The 19,576-nt window shown below is 64.1% G+C and carries 16 protein-coding genes and 1 other RNA gene; 11 read left to right on the top strand and 6 right to left on the bottom strand.

The window, feature by feature from the left end:
• Positions 1-26: 26 nt before the first annotated feature.
• Together F0P97_RS23885 and F0P97_RS23890 are read left to right on the top strand one after the other, a co-directional pair.
• Entirely contained in the window at positions 27-755 is a 729-nt protein-coding gene (locus tag F0P97_RS23885; protein WP_182284596.1) for a Crp/Fnr family transcriptional regulator, read from the top strand.
• Positions 756-759: 4 nt separating this feature from the next.
• Positions 760-888 carry a hypothetical protein gene (locus tag F0P97_RS23890; protein WP_371878505.1) on the top strand — a complete coding sequence of 43 codons (129 nt, stop codon included), beginning with the start codon at positions 760-762 and terminating at the stop codon, positions 886-888.
• 42 nt (positions 889-930) lie between these two features.
• Here F0P97_RS23890 and rnpB read toward each other — a convergent pair.
• Positions 931-1,291: RNase P RNA component class A (rnpB, locus tag F0P97_RS23895), an RNA gene on the bottom strand.
• Positions 1,292-1,312: 21 nt separating this feature from the next.
• Entirely contained in the window at positions 1,313-2,137 is an 825-nt protein-coding gene (locus F0P97_RS23900; RefSeq protein WP_182284597.1) for an AraC family transcriptional regulator, read from the bottom strand.
• Between the two features lie 91 nt (positions 2,138-2,228).
• Between F0P97_RS23900 and F0P97_RS23905 the strand changes: the two genes are divergently transcribed.
• Positions 2,229-3,143 carry a DMT family transporter gene (locus F0P97_RS23905; RefSeq protein ID WP_182284598.1) on the top strand — a complete coding sequence of 305 codons (915 nt, stop codon included), beginning with the start codon at positions 2,229-2,231 and terminating at the stop codon, positions 3,141-3,143.
• On the opposite strand, the gene F0P97_RS23910 is transcribed toward F0P97_RS23905, so the two are convergent.
• Positions 3,127-3,324 carry a hypothetical protein gene (locus tag F0P97_RS23910; RefSeq protein WP_003081175.1) on the bottom strand — a complete coding sequence of 66 codons (198 nt, stop codon included), beginning with the start codon at positions 3,322-3,324 and terminating at the stop codon, positions 3,127-3,129. The genes F0P97_RS23905 and F0P97_RS23910 overlap by 17 nt on opposite strands.
• Positions 3,325-3,705: 381 nt before the next feature.
• On the opposite strand from F0P97_RS23910, the gene F0P97_RS23915 reads away from it, so the two are divergent.
• From F0P97_RS23915 to F0P97_RS23925, 3 genes are all read left to right on the top strand, one after another.
• Entirely contained in the window at positions 3,706-5,025 is a 1,320-nt protein-coding gene (locus F0P97_RS23915) for an MFS transporter (RefSeq protein ID WP_182284599.1), read from the top strand.
• 74 nt (positions 5,026-5,099) lie between these two features.
• Complete coding sequence (locus tag F0P97_RS23920; protein WP_182284600.1) at positions 5,100-5,777, top strand: DUF2848 domain-containing protein; 678 nt, start codon at positions 5,100-5,102, stop codon at positions 5,775-5,777.
• 14 nt (positions 5,778-5,791) lie between these two features.
• Positions 5,792-7,156: an amidase gene (locus F0P97_RS23925; protein ID WP_182284601.1), complete on the top strand. Its 1,365-nt coding sequence runs from the start codon at positions 5,792-5,794 to the stop codon at positions 7,154-7,156.
• Positions 7,157-7,331: 175 nt separating this feature from the next.
• Here the strand turns inward: F0P97_RS23925 and F0P97_RS23930 are convergent, their stop codons facing one another.
• Positions 7,332-8,273, bottom strand: coding sequence for a LysR family transcriptional regulator (locus tag F0P97_RS23930; RefSeq protein ID WP_034373201.1), 942 nt, complete (start codon positions 8,271-8,273; stop codon positions 7,332-7,334).
• Positions 8,274-8,429: 156 nt separating this feature from the next.
• Here F0P97_RS23930 and cysK point away from each other — a divergent pair, with 156 nt between their 5' ends.
• Positions 8,430-9,350 carry a cysteine synthase A gene (gene cysK / locus F0P97_RS23935; RefSeq protein ID WP_182284602.1) on the top strand — a complete coding sequence of 307 codons (921 nt, stop codon included), beginning with the start codon at positions 8,430-8,432 and terminating at the stop codon, positions 9,348-9,350.
• A gap of 116 nt (positions 9,351-9,466) precedes the next feature.
• Here the strand turns inward: cysK and F0P97_RS23940 are convergent, their stop codons facing one another.
• Positions 9,467-9,910 carry a DUF3617 domain-containing protein gene (locus F0P97_RS23940; protein WP_182284603.1) on the bottom strand — a complete coding sequence of 148 codons (444 nt, stop codon included), beginning with the start codon at positions 9,908-9,910 and terminating at the stop codon, positions 9,467-9,469.
• 144 nt (positions 9,911-10,054) lie between these two features.
• Positions 10,055-11,173: a M28 family peptidase gene (locus tag F0P97_RS23945; RefSeq protein WP_182284604.1), complete on the bottom strand. Its 1,119-nt coding sequence runs from the start codon at positions 11,171-11,173 to the stop codon at positions 10,055-10,057.
• Positions 11,174-11,303: 130 nt separating this feature from the next.
• Here F0P97_RS23945 and F0P97_RS23950 point away from each other — a divergent pair, with 130 nt between their 5' ends.
• The 4 genes from F0P97_RS23950 to F0P97_RS23965 all read left to right on the top strand — a co-directional run bounded on the left by F0P97_RS23950 (position 11,304) and on the right by F0P97_RS23965 (position 19,448).
• Positions 11,304-13,148 (top strand): ABC transporter ATP-binding protein, encoded by a 1,845-nt coding sequence (locus F0P97_RS23950; protein WP_182284605.1) that lies wholly within the window; start codon positions 11,304-11,306, stop codon positions 13,146-13,148.
• An 824-nt stretch (positions 13,149-13,972) separates the two neighbouring features.
• A complete protein-coding gene (locus tag F0P97_RS23955; RefSeq protein WP_182284606.1) occupies positions 13,973-15,040 on the top strand; it encodes an efflux RND transporter periplasmic adaptor subunit in 1,068 nt (355 codons plus the stop codon).
• Positions 15,040-18,138: an efflux RND transporter permease subunit gene (locus F0P97_RS23960; protein ID WP_182284607.1), complete on the top strand. Its 3,099-nt coding sequence runs from the start codon at positions 15,040-15,042 to the stop codon at positions 18,136-18,138. The genes F0P97_RS23955 and F0P97_RS23960 overlap by 1 nt, the downstream gene beginning before the upstream one ends.
• Before the next feature lie 65 nt (positions 18,139-18,203).
• Positions 18,204-19,448 (top strand): TolC family protein, encoded by a 1,245-nt coding sequence (locus F0P97_RS23965; protein ID WP_182284608.1) that lies wholly within the window; start codon positions 18,204-18,206, stop codon positions 19,446-19,448.
• The last annotated feature ends 128 nt before the right edge of the window (positions 19,449-19,576 follow it).

The following is a 19,576-nucleotide window of genomic DNA, read 5'->3' on the forward strand; positions in this document are numbered from 1 at the left end:
CAAACGAGAATGAGAATTCTTTTCTTTTGAGAACAATCTCCGCCACCATGTCCATCAATCCCTCGTTCCTAGGCAAAGAGCAGGCACTTGCCGGCTGGCAGCAGTGCATCTGGTCGCATGCGGTCAGCGACCAGATGTTCGAGGAATGTGTGCGCCCGGCGCTGACCGTGCGTCACGTCCCTGCGGGCCACTACCTGTGGTGCAACGACGACGCCCCACGCGGCTGGGTCGGGGTGCGGCGCGGTGCCGTGAAACTGTGCATGCCGGACGAGGACGGGCGATCCATCACGCTGTGCGGCTTTGCCGGCAGCTGGTTCGGCGAAGCCTGCCTGCTGCGCCAGGGCGCGCGCATGGATTGCGATGCCGTGGCCCTGCACGATCTGACCATGCTGACGCTGGCGGCTCCGGCCTTTCACCGTCTGCGCCTCGAATCCCCGGCCTTCAGCCAGTTCCTGCTGGAGCTCATGGCGGAACGCAACCACCAACTCATGCGCCTTATCTCGGCTCAGCAATGCAGCCACATCACCAGCCGCGTCGCCCAGTGCCTGGGGGCCTTGATCACGCCAATGAACTTTCCGTTCCCCGATGCAGGTCAGCTCAACATCACACAAAGCGAGCTGGCCGACTTCTGTCGTGTCTCGCGCTCGCGCTTCAACGAAGCGCTGCTGGAGCTGGAACGCCAGGACCTGCTGACCGTAGGTTACCGAAGCGTACAGCTCAAGGATGTAGAAGGGCTGCGAAGATACGCGACATAGCGGCATGACCCAGGACGGCATTGCGGCCGATCTCGGACTGAGCGCTGCCCCGGTCAAGACCTGTCGCAACCGCGCCTTTGCGCGGCTCGATATCCACCACCGCCATCAGCTGTTCGCGCTGATGGTGGAGTGAATGCCGGGGATTCGCCGGGGCTGTGCCCGGCCTAGGAAGAAAGTGTGAAGTGCGCCGATAAGCCGGATTCTGTGCACAACGGTTGCCCGCCATGTGACCGCCATTAATCTTGGCCATCAGTCGCCTGATGGCTCGGTGCTACCTACCCGCACACTCCGGGGGCCCCGTCAACGTGTGCCTACTTGGTATTGCTGCGCGTAGAGATTGCCCGTTTCACCCTGGTTGGTCTGCCTTGCGGCACTCCTGCCAGACTCGTCTCTGTTGCTCTGATCCTCACCTCACGGTGGACAGCTGTTAGCTGCTACGCCGCCCTATGCAGTCCGGACGTTCCTCCAGTACGGTCTTTCGACCCAACGCAAGCGTTGGCCTTTCGGCTAGTACCAGCGGCGGTCTGGCGCACTTCACGGCGCGCATTATCCCGTGTTCAGAAAGAACTTGCACAGAACTCGCGCCTGAACTGCTCGGGCGGCAGGCCTGATTCGCGCTGGAACATGGCAATAAAGGCCGATGGCGTGCTGTAACCCAGGTCGTAGGCAATCTGCTGCACGGTGTGACCGACCTCCAGCGCGTCGATCGCCTGCAGATAGCGCATGCGCTGGCGCCATTCACCCAGACTCATGCCCAACTCACGCTGGCAGTGACGGGCCAGGGTTCGTTCCGTCATGTGCACGGTTTCGGCCCATTCGGCCAGACTACGGTGGTCGTCGGGGCGCGACTGCATGGCATCCAGCACCTGCACCAGCGCGGGATGCCGGGCCACGGGCAGAAAGCTCAGCTCCAGCGGCGTGGCACGCAACTGGTCATGCACCACCCGGGCCAGCCGCAGATCGGAGTCCGTCACCGGGATCTGCACGCCCCTGGTTCCGAAGTCCGCCAGCACGGCTTTGACGATGGGTCCAAGGCGCATGCAGCCCGCCGTCTGCGGCAGGTCCGCACACAGATCAGGGGCAAGGTAGACGGAGCGGTACTGCACCGCATGCTGAAGATAGCAGCTGTGCACCACACCCGGCGGAATCCACACCCCGTGCTGCGGCGGGCACAGGATATGACCCGTGGGCACGTCCATGCTCAGACTGCCGTGGGCCGCATAGTTCAGATGTCCCCAGCGGTGGCTGTGCGGCGGAGCCTCGCTGTGTTCGCCGAACTCGTCATAGCGGAAGTAATAGCTGCCAGGCACTTTGTCGGTGTCCAGTATCTGTACGGCATGGCGCTTGGCGGCCGGGCCGGGAGTCGGGGCTGAGGCAGGCATGGGTTCGTCCGGCTTGAGTTATGAAATGTCCGAAATCAGCAATGCGCTTCAAATACGTCAAGCGCATCATAAGCACCTCAAGGAGTTTCATATGGGTGCATACCTATTACCACTGGGCGCGGTGCTGATCTGGTCGGTCAACACCGTGGTCAGCAAGCTGGCCGCAGACAGCATCAGCGCGGCCGAGATCGGGTTCTTTCGCTGGCTGGTGGCCGCCGTGCTGTTCACGCCCTTCGTTCTGCCCTCGATCTGGCGCCAGCGCGCCGACATCAAGCCCCTGCTGCCAAGAATCGTCGTACTGGGCGTGCTGGGCATGGTCATCTACCAAAGCCTGGCCTATTACGCCGCCCACTTCACCACGGCCACGCATATGGGCATCATCGGCTCGCTCACGCCCATGCTGGTGCTGGCCCTGGCCGTGTTCATGCTGGGCCAGCCGCTCACGCATGGCGGCATCTGGGGCTCATTGCTGGCGATCCTGGGAGTCGCGCTGGTGGTTTCATCGGGCCGGCTCAGCCATCTGGCTTCCGAGGGCCTGAACCTGGGCGACGCCATGATGTTCCTGGCCATGCTGGCCTATGCGGTCTACAACATCCTGCTCAAGCGCTGGCCCATGCCGCGCCTGGCCACGGTGCAGCTGCTGTATCTGCAGGTGCTGGTTGCCGTGGTCGTGCAGTTCCCGCTCTATCTCTTCTCGCCCAAGACCGGGCTTGACGCCAGCAACCTGCCGCTGGTCGGCTACGCCGGCATCATGGCCTCCATCGCCGCGCCGCTGCTGTGGATGAAGGCGGTGCAGACGCTGGGGCCCGGGCGATCGAGCATGTTCTTCAATCTGATCCCGGTCTTCACCGCCCTGATCGCTGCATTCGCCCTGGACGAACCCCTGGCGGCCTACCACGCCGTGGGCGGCATCATGACGATTGCCGGCCTGCTGCTGGCCGAGCTGTGGAAGGCTCCGCTACGCGCGCGGCCCGCCTTGGCCTGCAGTGCTAAAGCAGCAGATTGAGAATCGCGTAGCTCATCAGCGACAGCAGACTCACCACGAACACCAGCATGACCCAGGGGCCCCAGCGCTGCTCGCGCCAGGAAAAACCGACCAGCAGGCCTACGCAGCAGGCCCCCAGCAGCATCAGAATTGTGTTGAACGTGAGCAAGAACAGTCCTCCCTCAAACAGACTTCGTTCCATTGTTCCCGATTGCAGGCCCCAGGGGAAACACCATCGCCCCCAGGCTTGATGTGAATCAATCCCCAATCCCTGACAGCAGGCGCAGACCGGAGCTTTGAGCGGCCCGGCAGCGCGATAGGGTGCGCATAGAACCTAGGGTTTCCCCGCGTTTTATCGGTGCACGCCTGCCTCATGCCGGTGCACAGCCCGCACCACCTCTGCTCATAAGAATTTGCATTCAGGGCCGCTCAGAATTTCTTGTTGGACAGCCCCTCGCTGCCTTTCGATACTGCCGCCACAGGAACACCGGCCCGCGCCGCATTCCACTGTTCCAAGGCACACAGGAGCGCCAGCAAAAGCGCCCCATGTGCCCGCTGCACTTTCGCATACAGGAGACTCCCCATGAGCAGCCCGGCTTCCGCCACCCGCCCTCTTGCCGGCCATGCCGGTGCGCACGCGCACCCCGACATGGACGCCACCTACCGCAAGATCACCTGGCGCCTGATCCCCTTTCTGGTCTTTCTCTTTGTCCTGGCCTGGATAGACCGCGTCAACGTCGGCTTCGCCAAGCTGCAGATGCTGCAGGACCTGCAGTTCAGCGAGGCCGTCTACGGCCTGGGCGCCGGTATCTTCTTCATCGGCTACTTCCTGTTCGAAGTGCCCAGCAACCTGCTGCTGGAGAAGATCGGCGCACGCAAGACGCTGGCGCGCATCACCATCCTCTGGGGCGCGGCCTCCATGGCCATGGCCTATGTGACCACGCCCACCATGTTCTATGTGCTGCGCTTCATCCTGGGCGTGGTCGAGGCCGGCTTCTTCCCCGGCGTGGTGCTGTATCTGACCTACTGGTTCCCGGCCCGTCACCGCGCCCGCATCAATGGCCTGTTCATGACCTCGTTCGCCATCGCCGGCGCCGTGGGAGGCCCGATCGCGGGCGCCATCATGAACGGCATGCAGGACGTGGGCCATCTGACCAACTGGCAATGGCTGTTCATCCTTGAAGGCATCCCCTCGGTGATCGCCGGCTTCTTCGTGCTGGCCTGGCTGCCCGAGAAGCCCGAGAACGCCAAGTGGCTGAGCACCGCCGAGCAGCGCGCCGTCACCGCCGCCGTGGCCCAGGAAAGCCAGCAGGGCCACAAGCAGCATTCCTTCGTCGACGCCTGCCGCAACTACCGTGTCTGGCTGTGCGCCGCCGTGTACTTCTGCATCGTCAGCGGCAATGCCACGATCGCCTTCTGGTCGCCGTCCATCATCAAGGAGATCGGCATCCAGAACAATCTGCAGATCGGTCTGATCTCGGCCATTCCCTTTCTCGCCGGCACGCTGGCCATGGTCTGGAACGGCATGCATTCGGACAAGACCGGCGAGCGCCGCATGCACAGCGCCATCCCCGCACTGATCGCCGCCACAGGCCTGATCCTGACAGGCATGTTCCTGCACAACGCCCTGCTGGCCCTGTGCGCGCTGACGCTGGCCTCCGTCGGCATCCTCGCCGCCTTCCCCGTGTTCTGGTCCATTCCCTCGGCCTTTCTGGCCGGCACGGCGGCCGCAGGCGGCATCGCCCTCATCAACTCCATCGGCAACCTAGCCGGCTTTGTGGCGCCCTACATGATCGGCGCGCTCAAGACCAGCACCGGCTCGCTGTCCTCGGGGCTGTACTTCGTGGCCGCGCTGGAGTTCCTCGCCGCCTTCCTGGTCGTGCTCTTCGTCAAGAAGCAGTGACCTCCTGACGCTGCCTGCGCAGCGCCGCCATGCGGGGCCCACGACCCCGCTCTCCCTTTCTTGACATTTCCGCCATGCAACTGCAATTCACCACCCCAGACGGCCAGACCCTGGCCTCCATCTTCGACACCCTCATCGTCGCCGGCTGGGCCGGCCGCGACCATGCGGCCATCGAGCACCATATCGAGGAGCTGGCCGCGCTCGGCATTCCGCGCCCCAGCGCCGTGCCTCTGTACTACCGCATCGCCAGCAACCAGCTGAGCCAGAGCAGCCTGCTACAGGTGCTGGGCCCGGACTCCTCGGGCGAGGCCGAGGTCTTCGTCTTCAGCCATGACGGCGAGATGTTCGTGAGCCTGGCCTCGGACCACACCGACCGCAAGCTCGAAGCCTATAGCGTGGCCTTCTCCAAGCAGGCCTGCATCAAGCCCGTGGCCACCCAGGCCTGGCGCTTTGCCGATGTGGCCGGCCACTGGGATGAGCTGGTCCTGCGCTCGTGGATCGTGGAGGACGGCCGCGAAGTGCTGTACCAGGAAGGCACGCTGGCCAGCCTGCGCACGCCCCAGGACCTGATCGCAGGCTACACCGGCGGCCAGAGCCAGTTGCCCGAAGGCAGCGGCATGACCTGCGGCACCATGGCCGCCATCGGCGGCATACGCCCTGCCACGCAGTTCGCCATGGAGCTGTACGATCCGCGCAGCCAGCGCAGCATCCGCCACCGCTACCGCAGCGAGCTGCTGGACATCGTCGCCTGAACACGGAGCTACCCATGACTTCAGTCTCTCCCCGCCTGGACCAGATCTCCGAGCGCCTGGCCCAAGGCCAGACCAGCGCCGTGCAACTGGCCGGGCAGGCCCTGGAGCGCGCCGCGCAAGGCGAAGGCCCGCGCGTGTTCACACGCGTGCTGCGCGAGCAGGCCCTGGCCGAAGCCCGCGCCAGCGATGTGCTGCGCGCAGCCGGCCTGGCACGCTCGCCCCTGGAAGGCCTGCCGATCTCGGTCAAGGATCTGTTCGACATCGCGGGCCACCCCACGCTGGGGGGCTCCAGGCTGCTGGCCGATGCCGCACCCGCCACGCAGACGGCCGAAGTCGTGCAGCGTCTGCGCCGCGCGGGCGCGGTCATTGTGGGCACGACCAATATGACCGAGTTCGCCTACTCGGGCCTGGGGCTGAATCCGCACTACGGCACGCCGCGCAATCCCTGGCAGCGTGATATCGACGGCGGCCGCATTCCCGGCGGCTCGTCCTCGGGCGCGGCCATCTCGGTGACCGATGGCATGGCGCTGGCGGCCATCGGCTCGGACACCGGCGGCTCGGTGCGCATTCCCTCGGCGCTGTGCGGCATGACCGGCTTCAAGCCGACGGCGCGCCGCGTGCCCATGCAGGGCGTGCTGCCGCTGTCTGCCAACCTGGACTCCATCGGACCGCTGGCGCCCGGCGTGCGCTGCTGCGCCGCGCTGGACGCGGTGCTGTCGGGTGAGTCGCATGGCGAACTGCGCGCGGCCTCGCTGCAGGGCCTGCGCCTGCTGGCGCCCACGAATGTGGTGCTGGACAGCATGGACAGCGCCGTGGCCGCGGCCTGGCAGCGTGCGCTGTCGCTGCTGTACGCGGCCGGCGCGCAGATCACCGAGGCCGTGGTGCAGCCCTTTTCCGAGCTTGCGCAGATCAATGCCAAGGGCGGCTTCACCGCCGCCGAGGCCTGGGCCTGGCACCGCAGCCACATCGACGATGCCGGCCGCCTGGCCGAATACGATCCGCGCGTGGGCACACGCATTCTGCGCGGCAAGGACATCAGCGCGGCCGACTACATCGAGCTGCTGACGCTCCGTCAGCAGTGGATTGCCCGGGTCCAGGCGCAGATGGCCGATCACGACCTGATGCTCATGCCCACGGTGCCCGTGATCGCGCCGAAGATTGCCGAGCTTGAGGCCAGCGACCAGGCCTATTTCGCGGCCAACGGACTGATGCTGCGCAATCCCACGCTGATCAACTTCCTCGACGGCTGCGCGATCTCCCTGCCCTGCCACCGCGCGGGCGAAGCGCCCGTGGGCCTGAGCCTGGCCGGCCTGGCCGGTCAGGACCAGCGCCTGCTGTCGGTGGCACTGGCCGTAGAGGACTTGCTGGCCCGGGCCTGATTGCGGAGAAAAAAACAGGAGCTGCACGCGCTTGACTGCAATCGATTTCAGATAGAAAACACCCTGAAATCGATAGTTATCAGGCGCTAGCAGCTCCTTTTTTATTCAGTATTGATGCACACCCCAATGCACGGCAGGCATTGGCGCCCGCACCATCTGTGCCTGCTCCTGCGCTCTATGCGTCTCCTGCCAGACGGGTGCCGGGCAGCCGCGCCACGGCCTGGCCATGGTTCAGCGCAAACGCCGTGGCCACCTCTTCGGCGGCGCGCACCACGGTTTCGGCCAGCGGGTTCTGGTGATCGTTGCGCCAGCAGGCCACCAGCGGCAGCGAGGGGAACTCGCGATCCACGCGCAGCAGGCGCAGGCGCTGCTCGGCCAGCTCGCGCTGGATGATGGCCGGCGGCACGGCCGCCACGCCCAGGCCGTCGCAGACCACACGGATCATGGTCGCCACCGAGGCAATGCAGTTCATGTGCGGCGAGGCGTTGCCTTCAGCGCTGAACAGCTGCTCGATGACCGCATACGGCTCGGAGCCGCGCGCAAAGCTCATGATGGGAAAAGCCGCCAGCTCGGCCAGGCTCAGGGTCTCGTCGCCTATGCCCAGCTTGGGGCTGCCCACCCAGGCCATGGCGAACTCGCCCAGCGACAGATTGGCAATGGCAGCGCCGGACACGGGCTTGGCCTGCAGCGAGACATCGAGCTGGCCCTTGAGCAGTTGCTCCGACATATGGATGGTGGTGTCGCAGGCAATCTCCACCTGCAGCCGCGGATAGCGCTGCTGCAGCAGCGCGAGAAAGTCGGGGAACCAGCTGTGCACGATGGATTCGATGGCGCCGATGCGGATCACGCCCGCATAGGCCTGCTTGTCCAGCATGTCCTCGCGCATCTCGCGCATCAGCCTGAGCATGCGCTCGGCATGCACCAGGGCCTTGGCGCCGTCGGCCGTGAGCGTGACCTCGCGCACGCCGCGGTCGAACAGGCGCACGCCGAACTCCTGCTCCAGCGTGGCGATGCGGCTGGAGACGGCGGCCTGTGTGGTGAACAGCCGCTCGGCCGTCATGCGGAAGTTGCGCAGCTCGGCCAGCAGCACAAAGGTTTCCAGAAACCGTAGATTCATGGGCCGATGTTAATCACCGCCTGCGGCCTTGCCCACTTTTCGGGTCATATCGATATAGCCCATTCGCAGAACGCTTGCGTGCACAATGCTCTGTGTCTGCGCAGACCGCCTGCGCTGCGATCCACTGTCCCACCATCCCTTATTCGCGGAGGTCCGATGAGAGCTGACAACATTCTGCAAACGATTGGCGACACGCCCGTCATTCACATCAACCGTCTGTTCGGCAGCAATACCAACGTCTGGATCAAGTCCGAGCGCAGCAACCCCGGCGGCTCCATCAAGGATCGTATTGCGCTGTCCATGGTGGAAGACGCCGAGAAATCCGGCGCGCTCAAGCCCGGTGGCGTCATCATCGAGCCCACCAGCGGCAACACCGGCGTGGGCCTGGCCCTGGTCGCGGCCGTCAAGGGCTACAAGCTGATCCTGGTCATGCCCGAGAGCATGAGCATCGAGCGCCGCCGCCTGATGCTGGCCTATGGCGCATCCTTTGACCTGACGCCCAAGGAAAAAGGCATGAAGGGCGCCATCGCCCGCGCCCAGGAACTGGCCGCCCAGACGCCCGGCTCCTGGATTCCCCAGCAGTTCGAAAACCCCGCCAACGTGGCCGTGCATGAGGCCACCACGGCCCAGGAAATCCTGCGCGACTTCCCCGACGGCATCGACGCCTTCATCACCGGCGTGGGCACAGGCGGTCACCTGTCCGGCGTGGCCAAGGTGCTCAAGGCCAGGTTTCCCAACCTCAAGGTCTATGCGGTGGAGCCCGCCGCCTCGCCCGTGATCTCGGGCGGTCAACCCGCGCCCCACCCCATCCAGGGTATTGGCGCCGGCTTCGTGCCCAAGAATCTGGACGTCAGCCTGCTCGACGGCGTGATCCAGGTGGAGGCCGAGCCCGCACGCGAATACGCGCGCCGTGCCGCTCGCGAGGAAGGCCTGCTGGTCGGCATCTCCTCGGGCGCCACGCTGGCCGCCATTGCCCAGAAGCTGCCCGAGCTGCCGGCCAGCGCCAGGGTGCTGGGCTTTGCCTACGACACGGGTGAGCGCTACCTGTCTGTGGAAGGCTTTCTGCCCAACGCCTGATCGCAACCCTCAGCCATGAAAAAACGCCGCTTGTTTGCGGCGTTTTTTCATTCAAATCGATCTCCAGCCCTTTAGGTACAAGCGCCAGAAGCTATCAATTTCAAGAGACTACCGCTTTACCAAGGGCAGTCATCCAGACGCTCGTAGTCCTGCACGGTGGTGAATTCCGAAGAAGCTTTCCTGCCCGCGCTCTTGTCGGCCGGACCTTTGCTGCTGACCTGGAAATGCGTGGCAGAAAAACGCCGCACCTCGATCACGGCGGGCGGCGCCTTGAACAAGGACTGCTTGGCCGCCGACTTGCGCAGTATCTCCTTGCTGGGCACGGGGCAGCTGAGCTGCAGCACCGCCAGCTCGTCGCTATTGGTCTGCAGCAAGCCCTTGCAGCTCATGCTGTCGTCCTGGGCCAGAAAGGCCTGCAAATCTTCCGCAATGTCCTGAGCCGTCAGGCAGCCCTGCTCAGGCGCGGATGACGCAGCGCCTTGCTTCGGCGCAGGCTCGGTACGGGTCCTGACCTGCCACAAACCCGGCTCTATGGACTGCAAGACCTTGAGCTGGGCCATGCCCCCCCTCGGCCGCAGCACCCGCGGATTGCGCCCACACCGCGCCGGCACAGCAAAGACTTGCCGTCAGCGCGGCGGCTGGAAGAAATCGGGTTGATGTGTTGTACATGGCCGAAGTCCGGGTCCATGCGGGCCTGATCTGCGTCATCTTTTATCCAGCGCCACAGCGGCCAGCATGCGCACGACCTGCGCCATGCGCGCATAGTCCAGGCGATCCCAGGTATCCGTGCTCTGGTGGTAGTGAGGGTTGCGCATGAAAGAGGTGTCCGTGACCATGATGGCCGGATAGCCGAGCCGCCAGTAATTGAGGTGATCCGAAAAATCCACACCCTGCACAAAGCGCGGCGAGTTCAGCGAATACACGCCCAGCGGCTGACCGGCATCGGCCGCCGCGCGCATCACGGACTTGGCGTGACGCATGGCACCAAAATTCTTCAGCTCGCCGATCAGCGCGATGAAATTGGCCTGATCGGGATAGAACCAGCCCAGCGCCGTCAGAGGATAGCTCTGGCTGCCGGGCGCATCGCTGTAGTAGCCAATCATCTCCACCGACAGCATCAGACGCACGGCGCGACCGCTGTCCTGCAGCGACCTGGCATGGCGGTAGCTGCCCATATCGTCAGTGCGAAAGTTGGGCGGCTCCTCCAGCGTGTAGAACACCAGCTCCACCGGCTGCGTCGGCGGGTTCGCTGCCAGCACCCGGGCCAGCTCCAGCAGTCCGGCCACACCGCTGGCGTTGTCGTCGGCGCCTGGGGTGTGCGTCTCCGGCGTGGGCCCGGCAGCAGATGCCGTGCTCACACCATGGCTGTGCTCATGCTCGGTCAAGGCGCTGTCGTAATGCGCCCCCATGACCAGCAAGGGCGCAGCATTGTCCTGCGGGCCAAAGCGGGCGATCAGGTTTTCGTACTCCCGGCCATCCACCTCGAAGCGCTGCCGCTGCGCCGTCACACCCGACTGCGCCAGCTGGGCCGCAATATAGTCCGCGGACTTTTGCAGAATTTGCGGCTGGTCAAAGCTGCGGCCCAGAAAATCCTCGCTCAACACCCGCACATGCGTCTGCAGGCGTTCAGGCGAAATCTGCAGCCCCGCAGGCAGGGAGACGGGTGCAGTCTGCGCCACGGGCTGGGCCAGCATGCAGCCGCCGATACCGCTGACGGCCACCAGCGCGGCAAGCAGGGCCGCCGTGCCTCTCACCCATTTGCGGGATGTGCGGGGCGTGTGGGGCGATGAAGATGCGGGGCGGGATGGGATGGATTGCGGCATGACAGAGGTGGCTGCGGATTCAAGGGCACATTGCATAAGCGGTCATCCACGCCACTTTGCACCAACTGAGCCGGCTCCCCTACCATCGGCGCCAGAAGTGCCACACGCATGTACCGGGAGTATTGCCATCTTGTTCCGATTTTTTGAAAAGCAGGTTCCACCTTATCCAGCACAGGAGCCCAAGGTCCCGCCCAAAGGTTTTTTTGCCTTTGTCTGGGCCTGTACCCAGGGCATGCGCGGCTGGATTGGTCTGATGACCCTTACCTCGGCACTGCTGGCAGCCTACGAAGCAGTGCTGTTCGCCATCATGGGCCGCGTGGTGGATTGGCTCGGCACGGTCTCGCCCGCCAACTTCTGGGCCGAACAGCAGTCCACGGTGCTTGGCATCGCCGCCATCCTGCTGGGCAGCGTGGTGCTGCTGGCCCTGCACACCACCGTCATGCACCAGGTGCTGGCCATCAACTTTCCCATGCGGCTGCGCTGGGTGTTCCACAAGCTGATGCTGGGCCAGAGCATGTCCTTTTATGCGGACGAATTTGCCGGCCGCATCACCACCAAGATCATGCAGACCGCGCTGTCGGTGCGGGAAGTGGTGTTCATGGTGGTGGACGTGTTTGTGGGCGTGGGCGTCTACATGATCGGCATTCTGATCCTGGCCGCCAGCTTCGAGTGGCGGCTGATGATTCCGTTTGCACTGTGGTTCATCGCCTATGCCGCCGCCTGCTTCTATTTCGTGCCGCGCCTGGGCCATATCGGCAAGGAGCAGGCCGATGCGCGCTCCATGATGACGGGCCGCGTCACCGATGCCTATACCAATATCGCCACCGTCAAGCTGTTTGCCCACACGCGCCGCGAAGCCGAATATGCGCGCAATGCCATGGAAGCCTTCAAGGCCACGGGCTATGCGCAGATGCGTCTGGTCAGCCTGTTCGAGATCACCAACCACCTGATGATTGCCCTGCTGCTGCTGGCCAGCGGCGGAACGGCTCTGTATCTATGGACGCAGGCTCAGGCCTCCGCCGGCGTGGTGGCGGCCGTGATTGCCATGGCGCTGCGGCTGATGGGTTACTCGCACTGGGTGATGTGGCAGATGACGGGCCTGTTCGAAAACGTAGGCACCATCCAGGACGGCATCACCACGCTGACCAAGCCTCGTGCCATCGTCGATGCTCCCGACGCCAAGCCGCTGCAGGTCACGCGAGGAGCGATTGCCTTCGAGGATGTGAGCTTTGGCTACAAGGTGGGCGGCAAAAAGGTGCTGGACCATCTGAACCTGCACATCCGTCCCGGCGAGCGCATCGGCCTGATCGGTCGCTCGGGCGCGGGCAAGTCCACGCTGGTCAATCTGCTGCTGCGCTTTCACGAGCCGCAAGGTGGGCGCATCACCATCGACGGCCAGGACATCCGCAGCGTGACGCAGGACAGCCTGCGCAGTGCCATCGGCATGGTGACGCAGGACACCTCGCTGCTGCACCGATCCATGCGCGACAACATCCTCTATGGCCGCCCCGACGCCAGCGAAGCCGAGATGCAGGCCGCCGCCGACAAGGCAGAGGCGTCGGACTTCATTGCCACGCTGACCGACCTCAAGGGTCGCAGCGGCTATGACGCCCAGGTGGGCGAGCGCGGCATCAAGCTCTCGGGCGGCCAGCGCCAGCGCGTGGCAATTGCGCGCGTAATGCTCAAGGACGCTCCGATTTTGCTGCTCGACGAAGCCACCAGCGCGCTGGACAGCGAGGTGGAAGCTGCCATCCAGGAAAGCCTGGACTCGCTGATGGACGGCAAGACCGTGATCGCCATTGCCCACCGCCTGTCCACCATCGCCGCCATGGATCGCCTGATCGTCATGAACGAAGGCCATATCGTGGAGGAAGGCACACACCAGCAACTGCTGCAGCGCGGCGGCATCTACGCAAAGCTCTGGGCGCACCAAAGCGGCGGCTTCCTGGCCGACCAGGACGAAGCCGTGCAATAAGCCGGCCCAGCTGGCATGACTTGTGGCGCTTGATATGCGGCTCATCAGGCTCTTTCTTGAGGGCACCAGCAATTCGAAGGGGAGCCTGGCTCCCCTTTTTTGGCTGCGCTGCAGCAGCCATGCAATGCCCGGCACGGCGCCATGCCTTCGAGCCCTATCCATCGCTGTAGACGCTGCTGCGGATAGCCGACCAGCAGCGGCCAGCCGAACGGCCGGGCGGCTTGTCGGCGGAATGTCTAGTCCTGATCAATGGATTGTGTTGTTGGGCCGAAAGTCTCAGCGCTACAATCGACCGCATGTTGCGTGCAATCCAGAGACTTTCTCTGCGGAGCGCATTGCTGCTGCTGATCATGGCGGCGCAACTGCTGATACCGCTGCTGCACGGCCACTTCGGGACTCCGAATCAATCTGGCCTGCATGTGCACACGACGCCTTCCAGAATTGCTGATTCTCATTTCCATCTGTTCACTGGACACGACTCTCTCAGTGACCACGATGTCCATCAAGCTCAATCCGAGCCTTTTGAAGTTGACGTGCAGAATGCATTGCAACCGCTAGACTTGGTCCCTGTCCCGCTGTTGGCCGTTATTGGCCTCACTCTGCTGACTTGGGGTCTGCGTGCCTCGCTCATGCGTTGCACTGCCGCAAGGCCCACATCCCCTCCCGAGCCGGCGCACAGGCTTTCACGCTGGCAAGGTCGCGTCATACGACCATCCCCGGCCCAAGCTCCGCCTCAGTTTTCCTGACCTCCCAAGCCTTTCACAGGCTTGCCAGCATCCATGCATACGCACGGATGCATGTCTTTTCTTTTTCCGGAGTCAGGAATGCTCTTCCACCAATGGCTGTTGGCCGGCGCACTTGCGCTGCCAGTCGCAGGCATGGCCGCCGAGGCCGTGTCTCTATCCCCTGAGCAGGCGCGTACCTTGGGCGTGCGCTTCCAATCCATCCAGAGTTCTGGCGAGCTCAATATCTCGGCTCATGCGCGTGTGGTTCTGAAACCCGATGCCCAGGTTGTTGTGGCTGCGCCTTATGCGGGGGCGCTGCCACGTGTGCTGGTAGCTGTAGGCCAGTCCGTGCGAGCGGGTCAGCCCGTGGTGACTTTCACCAGCCCTCAGCTTTATGAAGCGCGTCGCGCAGTGGCGGAAGCCGAGTCACAGTCGCGGCTGGCACAGCAATCCCTGACGCGAGACCGATTGCTCCATGAAGACGGCATCATCGCTGCCAGTCGATGGCAGTCAACACAGGCACGAGCCACAGAGGCTGCGGCCATGGCACAAGCCCGACGCGCCGAGCTGGCTGCCAGTGGTGTGAAACTGGCTGGGAATGAGGCGCAGTTGCTGGCAACGCGTGCCGGCATTGTGACTGAAGTAATGGTCCAACCAGGCGCGCGTGTCGATGCATCGGCACCCTTGGTGAGAGTGGCTGATCCCAAGGCGTTGGAACTCGATTTGCTACTGGGTCGAGAGGTCCCACTGCCCGCCGTAGGTGACAGTGTGCAGGTCATCACTCGCGGCGCCGCAGGCCGTGTCGAGGGTATTGCGCCAGTTGGCGACGGTAGCGCAGGGATGCGTGTGCGTGTTGCGCTAACCAAGAGCGGGGATCTGCGCTTGGGAGAAAGTGTTACAGCCCTATTGACGCTGAAGGATTCAGACACGGACAAGGCGCAGTCGAAAGCAGGCAACCGTCTGCGCATCCCCGCCTCGGCACTGGTGTACTGGCAAGGCCAGACCGGTGTGTTCATCCGCACGGACAAGAGCGTGCGCTTCGCCCCCTTGTCGGTGGAAACCAGAGACGAAGCTACAGCCGTGGTGCGCGGAGTGCTTCCAGCAAATGCGGGGATTGCGATTGCAGGTATCGCTGCGCTCAAGAACCTGCTGTCCGGAGGTCAGTGATGCTGGCCAGGCTGATCGATTTTTCGCTGCGTCAGCGGGCTCTAGTGCTACTCGCAGCACTGGCACTGGCACTGGCCGGCGCCTGGGCCTATGTGCATCTACCCATAGATGCGTTCCCCGACATCTCACCAACCCAGGTCAAAGTGATCCTGAAGGTGCCGGGCATGACGCCTGAAGAGGTGGAGCAGCGCGTCTCCACCCCCGTGGAACAGGAGCTGCTGGGTCTGCCGCACAAGACCATCGTGCGCTCGGTTTCCAAGTACGGCATCAGCGACGTGACTGTGGACTTTGCCGAGGGTACGGACGTTTACTGGGCTCGCCAGCAGGTCTCCGAAAGGCTGGCCGGCATACAGCGCGACCTGCCTGCTAGCGCAGAAGGAGGGCTGGCCCCCATCACCACGCCGTTGGGCGAGATGTTCATGTTTACGGTTGATGGCGAGAGCTACTCTCTGGCCGAACGCCGACGTGTGCTGGACTGGGTGATACGGCCGGCCTTGCGCACTGTCGCCGGCGTTGCCGACGTGAATGCCCTGGGTGGCGTGGTACGGGGCTACGAGGTGATTCCCGATCCTGCGAGGCTGCGCGCGCGTGGCGTGGCCTTGGAGCAGTTGCGTCAGGCACTCGACACCAACAATCGCAACGATGGAGCAGGCCGACTGGACCGAGGTGAGGAGCATTGGGTGGTACGCGTGGAAGGTGGCGTGCGCGGGCTCGACGATTTGCGGGCCGTCGTGATCGTTCCGGCCAGAAACGGACAGGCCGCAGCCACGGTAGGTGATGTGGCCACGGTACGCCTGGGCGAGGCCACTCGCAACGGCGCCGTGAGTCGTGATGGCCAGGGCGAGGCCGTCCAGGGACTGGTTCTGGGACTGCGCGGCGTGGATGCTCGCAGTCTGGTCGATGCAGTGCAGGCCAGACTGGACGAGCTGGTACCGCGCCTGCCCAAAGGGATGAGCATCCAGGTGTTCTATAACCGGGGCGAACTGGTTTCGCGTGCCGCCGGCACCGTAGTGCGCGCATTGGTCGAAGCCAGCGTGCTCGTAGTCGTCATCCTTTATCTGTTCCTTGGCGGCGTGCGCGCTGCATTGGTAGTGGCCGCCACACTCCCTCTGTCCATGCTGGCCACATTCCTGCTCATGCGCTACGTGGGCCTGACGGCCAATCTGATGAGCCTGGGTGGTCTGGCCATCGCTTTGGGCATGTTGGTGGATGCCTCGGTGGTGGTGGTGGAGAACATCGAGACAGCACTGGCTCACAGTCAAGAAGATGCGTCTTCGGCAAAGTCCGTGGACCGTTTCGGCCTGATCCGGGATGCCGTATCGGCAGTGTCTGCCCCCATGCTGGCAGGCGTTTCCATCATCGCCATTGTGTTCCTGCCGCTGCTGACGCTGCAAGGCCTGGAAGGCAAGCTGTTCGCGCCAGTCGCCCTGACCATCGTTCTGGCCCTTGGCGCGTCTGTACTCATCGCATTTACTGTGGTTCCGGCGCTGGCTTCACTGCTGCTGCGCTCGCATTCCAGTGATGCCCCCTGGCTGATGCGAAAGCTGTCCGGCGGCTTTGCCTGGCTACAGGCCTGGAGCCTGGCGCACCGGCGCACGGTGTTTGGCATCGCACTGGCGACGCTGGCCGGCGCAGCGGCCCTGTATCTGTCAGTGGGAAAGACCTTTATGCCAACCATGGACGAAGGCGATCTCATCGTGCAGCTGCAAAAAGCCCCGTCAATTTCACTGACCGCATCGCTGGATATGGATCAGCGCGTGCAACAAGCCCTGCTCGAAGGCGTCCCGGAAATCCGCTCCATCGTGGCGCGCACGGGCTCGGACGATCTGGGGCTGGACCCCATGGGCCTCAACGAGACCGACACCTTTCTGGTGCTCAAGCCACGTGCTGAGTGGCGTGGCAGCAAGGAAGATATTGCAGATGCCATCCGCCGCGTGATGGAAGGCTTTCCGGGCCTGATCTACGGCTTTACGCAGCCCATCGAGATGCGCGTGTCCGAGATGCTGACCGGCTCGCGAGGCGACGTGGCCATCAAGATCTTCGGTACCGACCTGACCAAGATCGATGCCGCGGCCCAGGCGATTGCTGCACGCATGCGCACCGTCTCCGGCGCCTCCGAAGTCATTGCCCCCAGCAACAGCGGCGTGCAATATCTGCAAGTCGTTCTCAATCGTGCTGCACTTGGCCAATCCGGCTTTTCCGGTGATGCCTTGCAGGCCCAGTTACGCGCATTGATTGAGGGCGATCGTATAGGCATCGTGCCCGAAGGCATGGTACGTACGCCGCTACTGCTTCGTGGCGGAACGACACTGCGGCAATCACCCGAAGGCCTGGCAAGCCTTCTTGTGACCGCCCCCGACGGGACCACTTGGCCACTCACTTCGCTAGCGACACTTTCCCCTCAGGACGGACCGGTACGTATCGACCATGAGGACGGAGCGCGCTTCGCCGTGGTTCAGGTCAATGTCGAAGGACGCGATCTCGCAAGCTTCGTAAGCGAGGCCCGGGCATCTGTGACTGCCGACCCCGCACTCAAGGATCTGCGCATTGTCTGGGGCGGCCAGTTCGAAAACCAGCAGCGCGCGGCCGCCCGCCTTGCGTTGGTCGTTCCTGTGGCGCTCTCGGCGATCTTCGTGTTGCTGGTTCTCACCTTCCGCTCAATGCGACAGGCCTTGCTGGTCATTGCCAACATTCCGTTCGCACTAGTGGGAGGCATGGCCGCATTGCGCATAAGCGGCGAATACCTGTCGGTGCCCGCCTCTGTGGGCTTTATTGCACTGCTGGGCATTGCCGTGCTCAACGGCGTGGTGCTGGTTTCGCACTTCAACGCACTGCTGGCGTCAGGCATGGAGCTGACCCAGGCTGTACGTCAAGGCGTGCGCGACCGCCTGAGGCCTGTGCTGATGACGGCCTGCATCACGGCCCTGGGCATGGTGCCGCTGCTGCTGGCTACTGGCCCTGGCTCGGAAATTCAGCGTCCGTTGGCCGTCGTCGTGGCGGGGGGATTGATCAGTTCCACGGCTCTGACCCTGCTGTTGTTACCACTGCTGTTTGAGCGCTTTGGCGTAGCACGCAGTGCTAGGGAAGTTCAAAAATGAAAGCTGCAAACGCTTTCTGCAACAGAGCCCACGGTAGCTCCAAATCGTATTTTCGGAGTTTGCCTATGAAAAATCGTCTGCTTCATGCCTGTGCCACAGTTCTACTTTTTACGAGTGCAGCCCAGGCTCAGAGCTACCTGCCTTCGGAGGCGGCGGTGCGCATGGCGGTAGAACAGTCGCCTACCGTGCAAGCAGCCGACGCAGCACGAAGGGGTGCTCAGGCTCGAGCCGACGGTCTGCGCGTGGGCCCCCATGAAACAGTAGTCCGAGCTAGTGGTCAGCGCCGTTGGACCCATGATGGCTCCGGCCAGCGATTCACCGAAGGCCAGATTGCCATCGAGCGACCGCTACGACTCTGGGGCAAGGCAGCCGTCGACGCCGAGCTGGCCGAGGCAACCCGGACCACCGGCCTGCTGGCAGCGCAGGACGCCCGGCACGAGACTGCACGCCAATTGCTGGCCTTGTGGTTTTCGGCTCAGCGCTCTGCTCAGGCCCGCCAGGCGGCGCAGGACAATGCCGATGCCGCTGCAGAGCTTGCAAGCATCACCGAGCGCCGTCTGCGCGCGGGCGATGCGGCCAGGCTTGAAGCCGAGCTGGCAGCCGCCGAACAGGCCCGCATGCAGGCTGCGCTGGCCGCAGCAGAGGCCGCGCGGGCCTCGGCGCAGGCCGAGCTCTGCTCACGCTTTCCCGACCTCTGCCCTCTGGCCGGCATTTCAATCGACGCAAGCGCGCTGCCCGCACTCCCGAACGGATCGGAGGCTCAGCTGCGCTCACGCTACATAGAGCACAGCCATGAGTATTTGCTGGCCCTGTCCGAGGAAACTCTGGCGCAGCACCAGGCCCGCCGCACGGATCTCGAGCGCCGCCCAGACCTCACTATCGGTGTGTTTGCCAGCAGTGAGCGTGGTGGTGCCGAGCGCATTGCAGGCCTCAGCATCAGTCTGCCACTGGGCTCCGCCCACCGGGCTTCCCAGGCTGCGGCCGCGCTGGCCGATGCCGATGCAGCACTGTCGCGTCGCCTGGCGGTAGCCAGACGCCTGGGGGCGGACTTCGATGTGCTCTGGAGTCAGCTGAATGGCAGGCGAGCTGCAGCCGCGGCGCAGGTCCGAGCGGCGACGCTTCAGCGCAGTGCGACCGACCGCGCAATGCGCGCCTATCGTGCCGGCGAGTCCGGCTTGGCCGAGCTCCTGGCTGCGCGCCGTGTGCTTGCCGACGCAGCGCTGGCCGAGCGCATGGCACGCATGGACACGCTGGAGAGCGATAGCCGCCTGCGCCTGGACCTGCATGAGCTCTGGGACTTTGACGATTGATGCCTCGCCAGACAGTGCGATGCCTCCGTGTGCCGGCACCTGCGGCTGCCGGCGCTGATCGGGCCAGGACCGAGAATGTCGGCCCTGCCAATTCCTGCCGGCTCGTCCCGGCCAGCGCCGGAACCAGG

Origin of the sequence: Comamonas testosteroni, assembly GCF_014076415.1 — a bacterium.
In the GTDB taxonomy this organism is placed as follows: domain Bacteria; phylum Pseudomonadota; class Gammaproteobacteria; order Burkholderiales; family Burkholderiaceae_C; genus Comamonas; species Comamonas testosteroni_F.

Bases quoted from the DNA above. Each gene is read 5' to 3' on its own strand.
- F0P97_RS23890 (WP_371878505.1), top strand. From the start codon at position 760: ATGACCCAGGACGGCATTGCGGCCGATCTCGGACTGAGCGCTGCCCCG.
- F0P97_RS23900 (WP_182284597.1), bottom strand. From the start codon at position 2,137: ATGCCTGCCTCAGCCCCGACTCCCGGCCCGGCCGCCAAGCGCCATGCC.
- F0P97_RS23905 (WP_182284598.1), top strand. From the start codon at position 2,229: ATGGGTGCATACCTATTACCACTGGGCGCGGTGCTGATCTGGTCGGTC.
- F0P97_RS23910 (WP_003081175.1), bottom strand. From the start codon at position 3,324: ATGGAACGAAGTCTGTTTGAGGGAGGACTGTTCTTGCTCACGTTCAAC.
- F0P97_RS23915 (WP_182284599.1), top strand. From the start codon at position 3,706: ATGAGCAGCCCGGCTTCCGCCACCCGCCCTCTTGCCGGCCATGCCGGT.
- F0P97_RS23920 (WP_182284600.1), top strand. From the start codon at position 5,100: ATGCAACTGCAATTCACCACCCCAGACGGCCAGACCCTGGCCTCCATC.
- F0P97_RS23925 (WP_182284601.1), top strand. From the start codon at position 5,792: ATGACTTCAGTCTCTCCCCGCCTGGACCAGATCTCCGAGCGCCTGGCC.
- F0P97_RS23930 (WP_034373201.1), bottom strand. From the start codon at position 8,273: ATGAATCTACGGTTTCTGGAAACCTTTGTGCTGCTGGCCGAGCTGCGC.
- cysK (WP_182284602.1), top strand. From the start codon at position 8,430: ATGAGAGCTGACAACATTCTGCAAACGATTGGCGACACGCCCGTCATT.
- F0P97_RS23940 (WP_182284603.1), bottom strand. From the start codon at position 9,910: ATGGCCCAGCTCAAGGTCTTGCAGTCCATAGAGCCGGGTTTGTGGCAG.
- F0P97_RS23945 (WP_182284604.1), bottom strand. From the start codon at position 11,173: ATGCCGCAATCCATCCCATCCCGCCCCGCATCTTCATCGCCCCACACG.
- F0P97_RS23955 (WP_182284606.1), top strand. From the start codon at position 13,973: ATGCTCTTCCACCAATGGCTGTTGGCCGGCGCACTTGCGCTGCCAGTC.
- F0P97_RS23960 (WP_182284607.1), top strand. From the start codon at position 15,040: ATGCTGGCCAGGCTGATCGATTTTTCGCTGCGTCAGCGGGCTCTAGTG.
- F0P97_RS23965 (WP_182284608.1), top strand. From the start codon at position 18,204: ATGAAAAATCGTCTGCTTCATGCCTGTGCCACAGTTCTACTTTTTACG.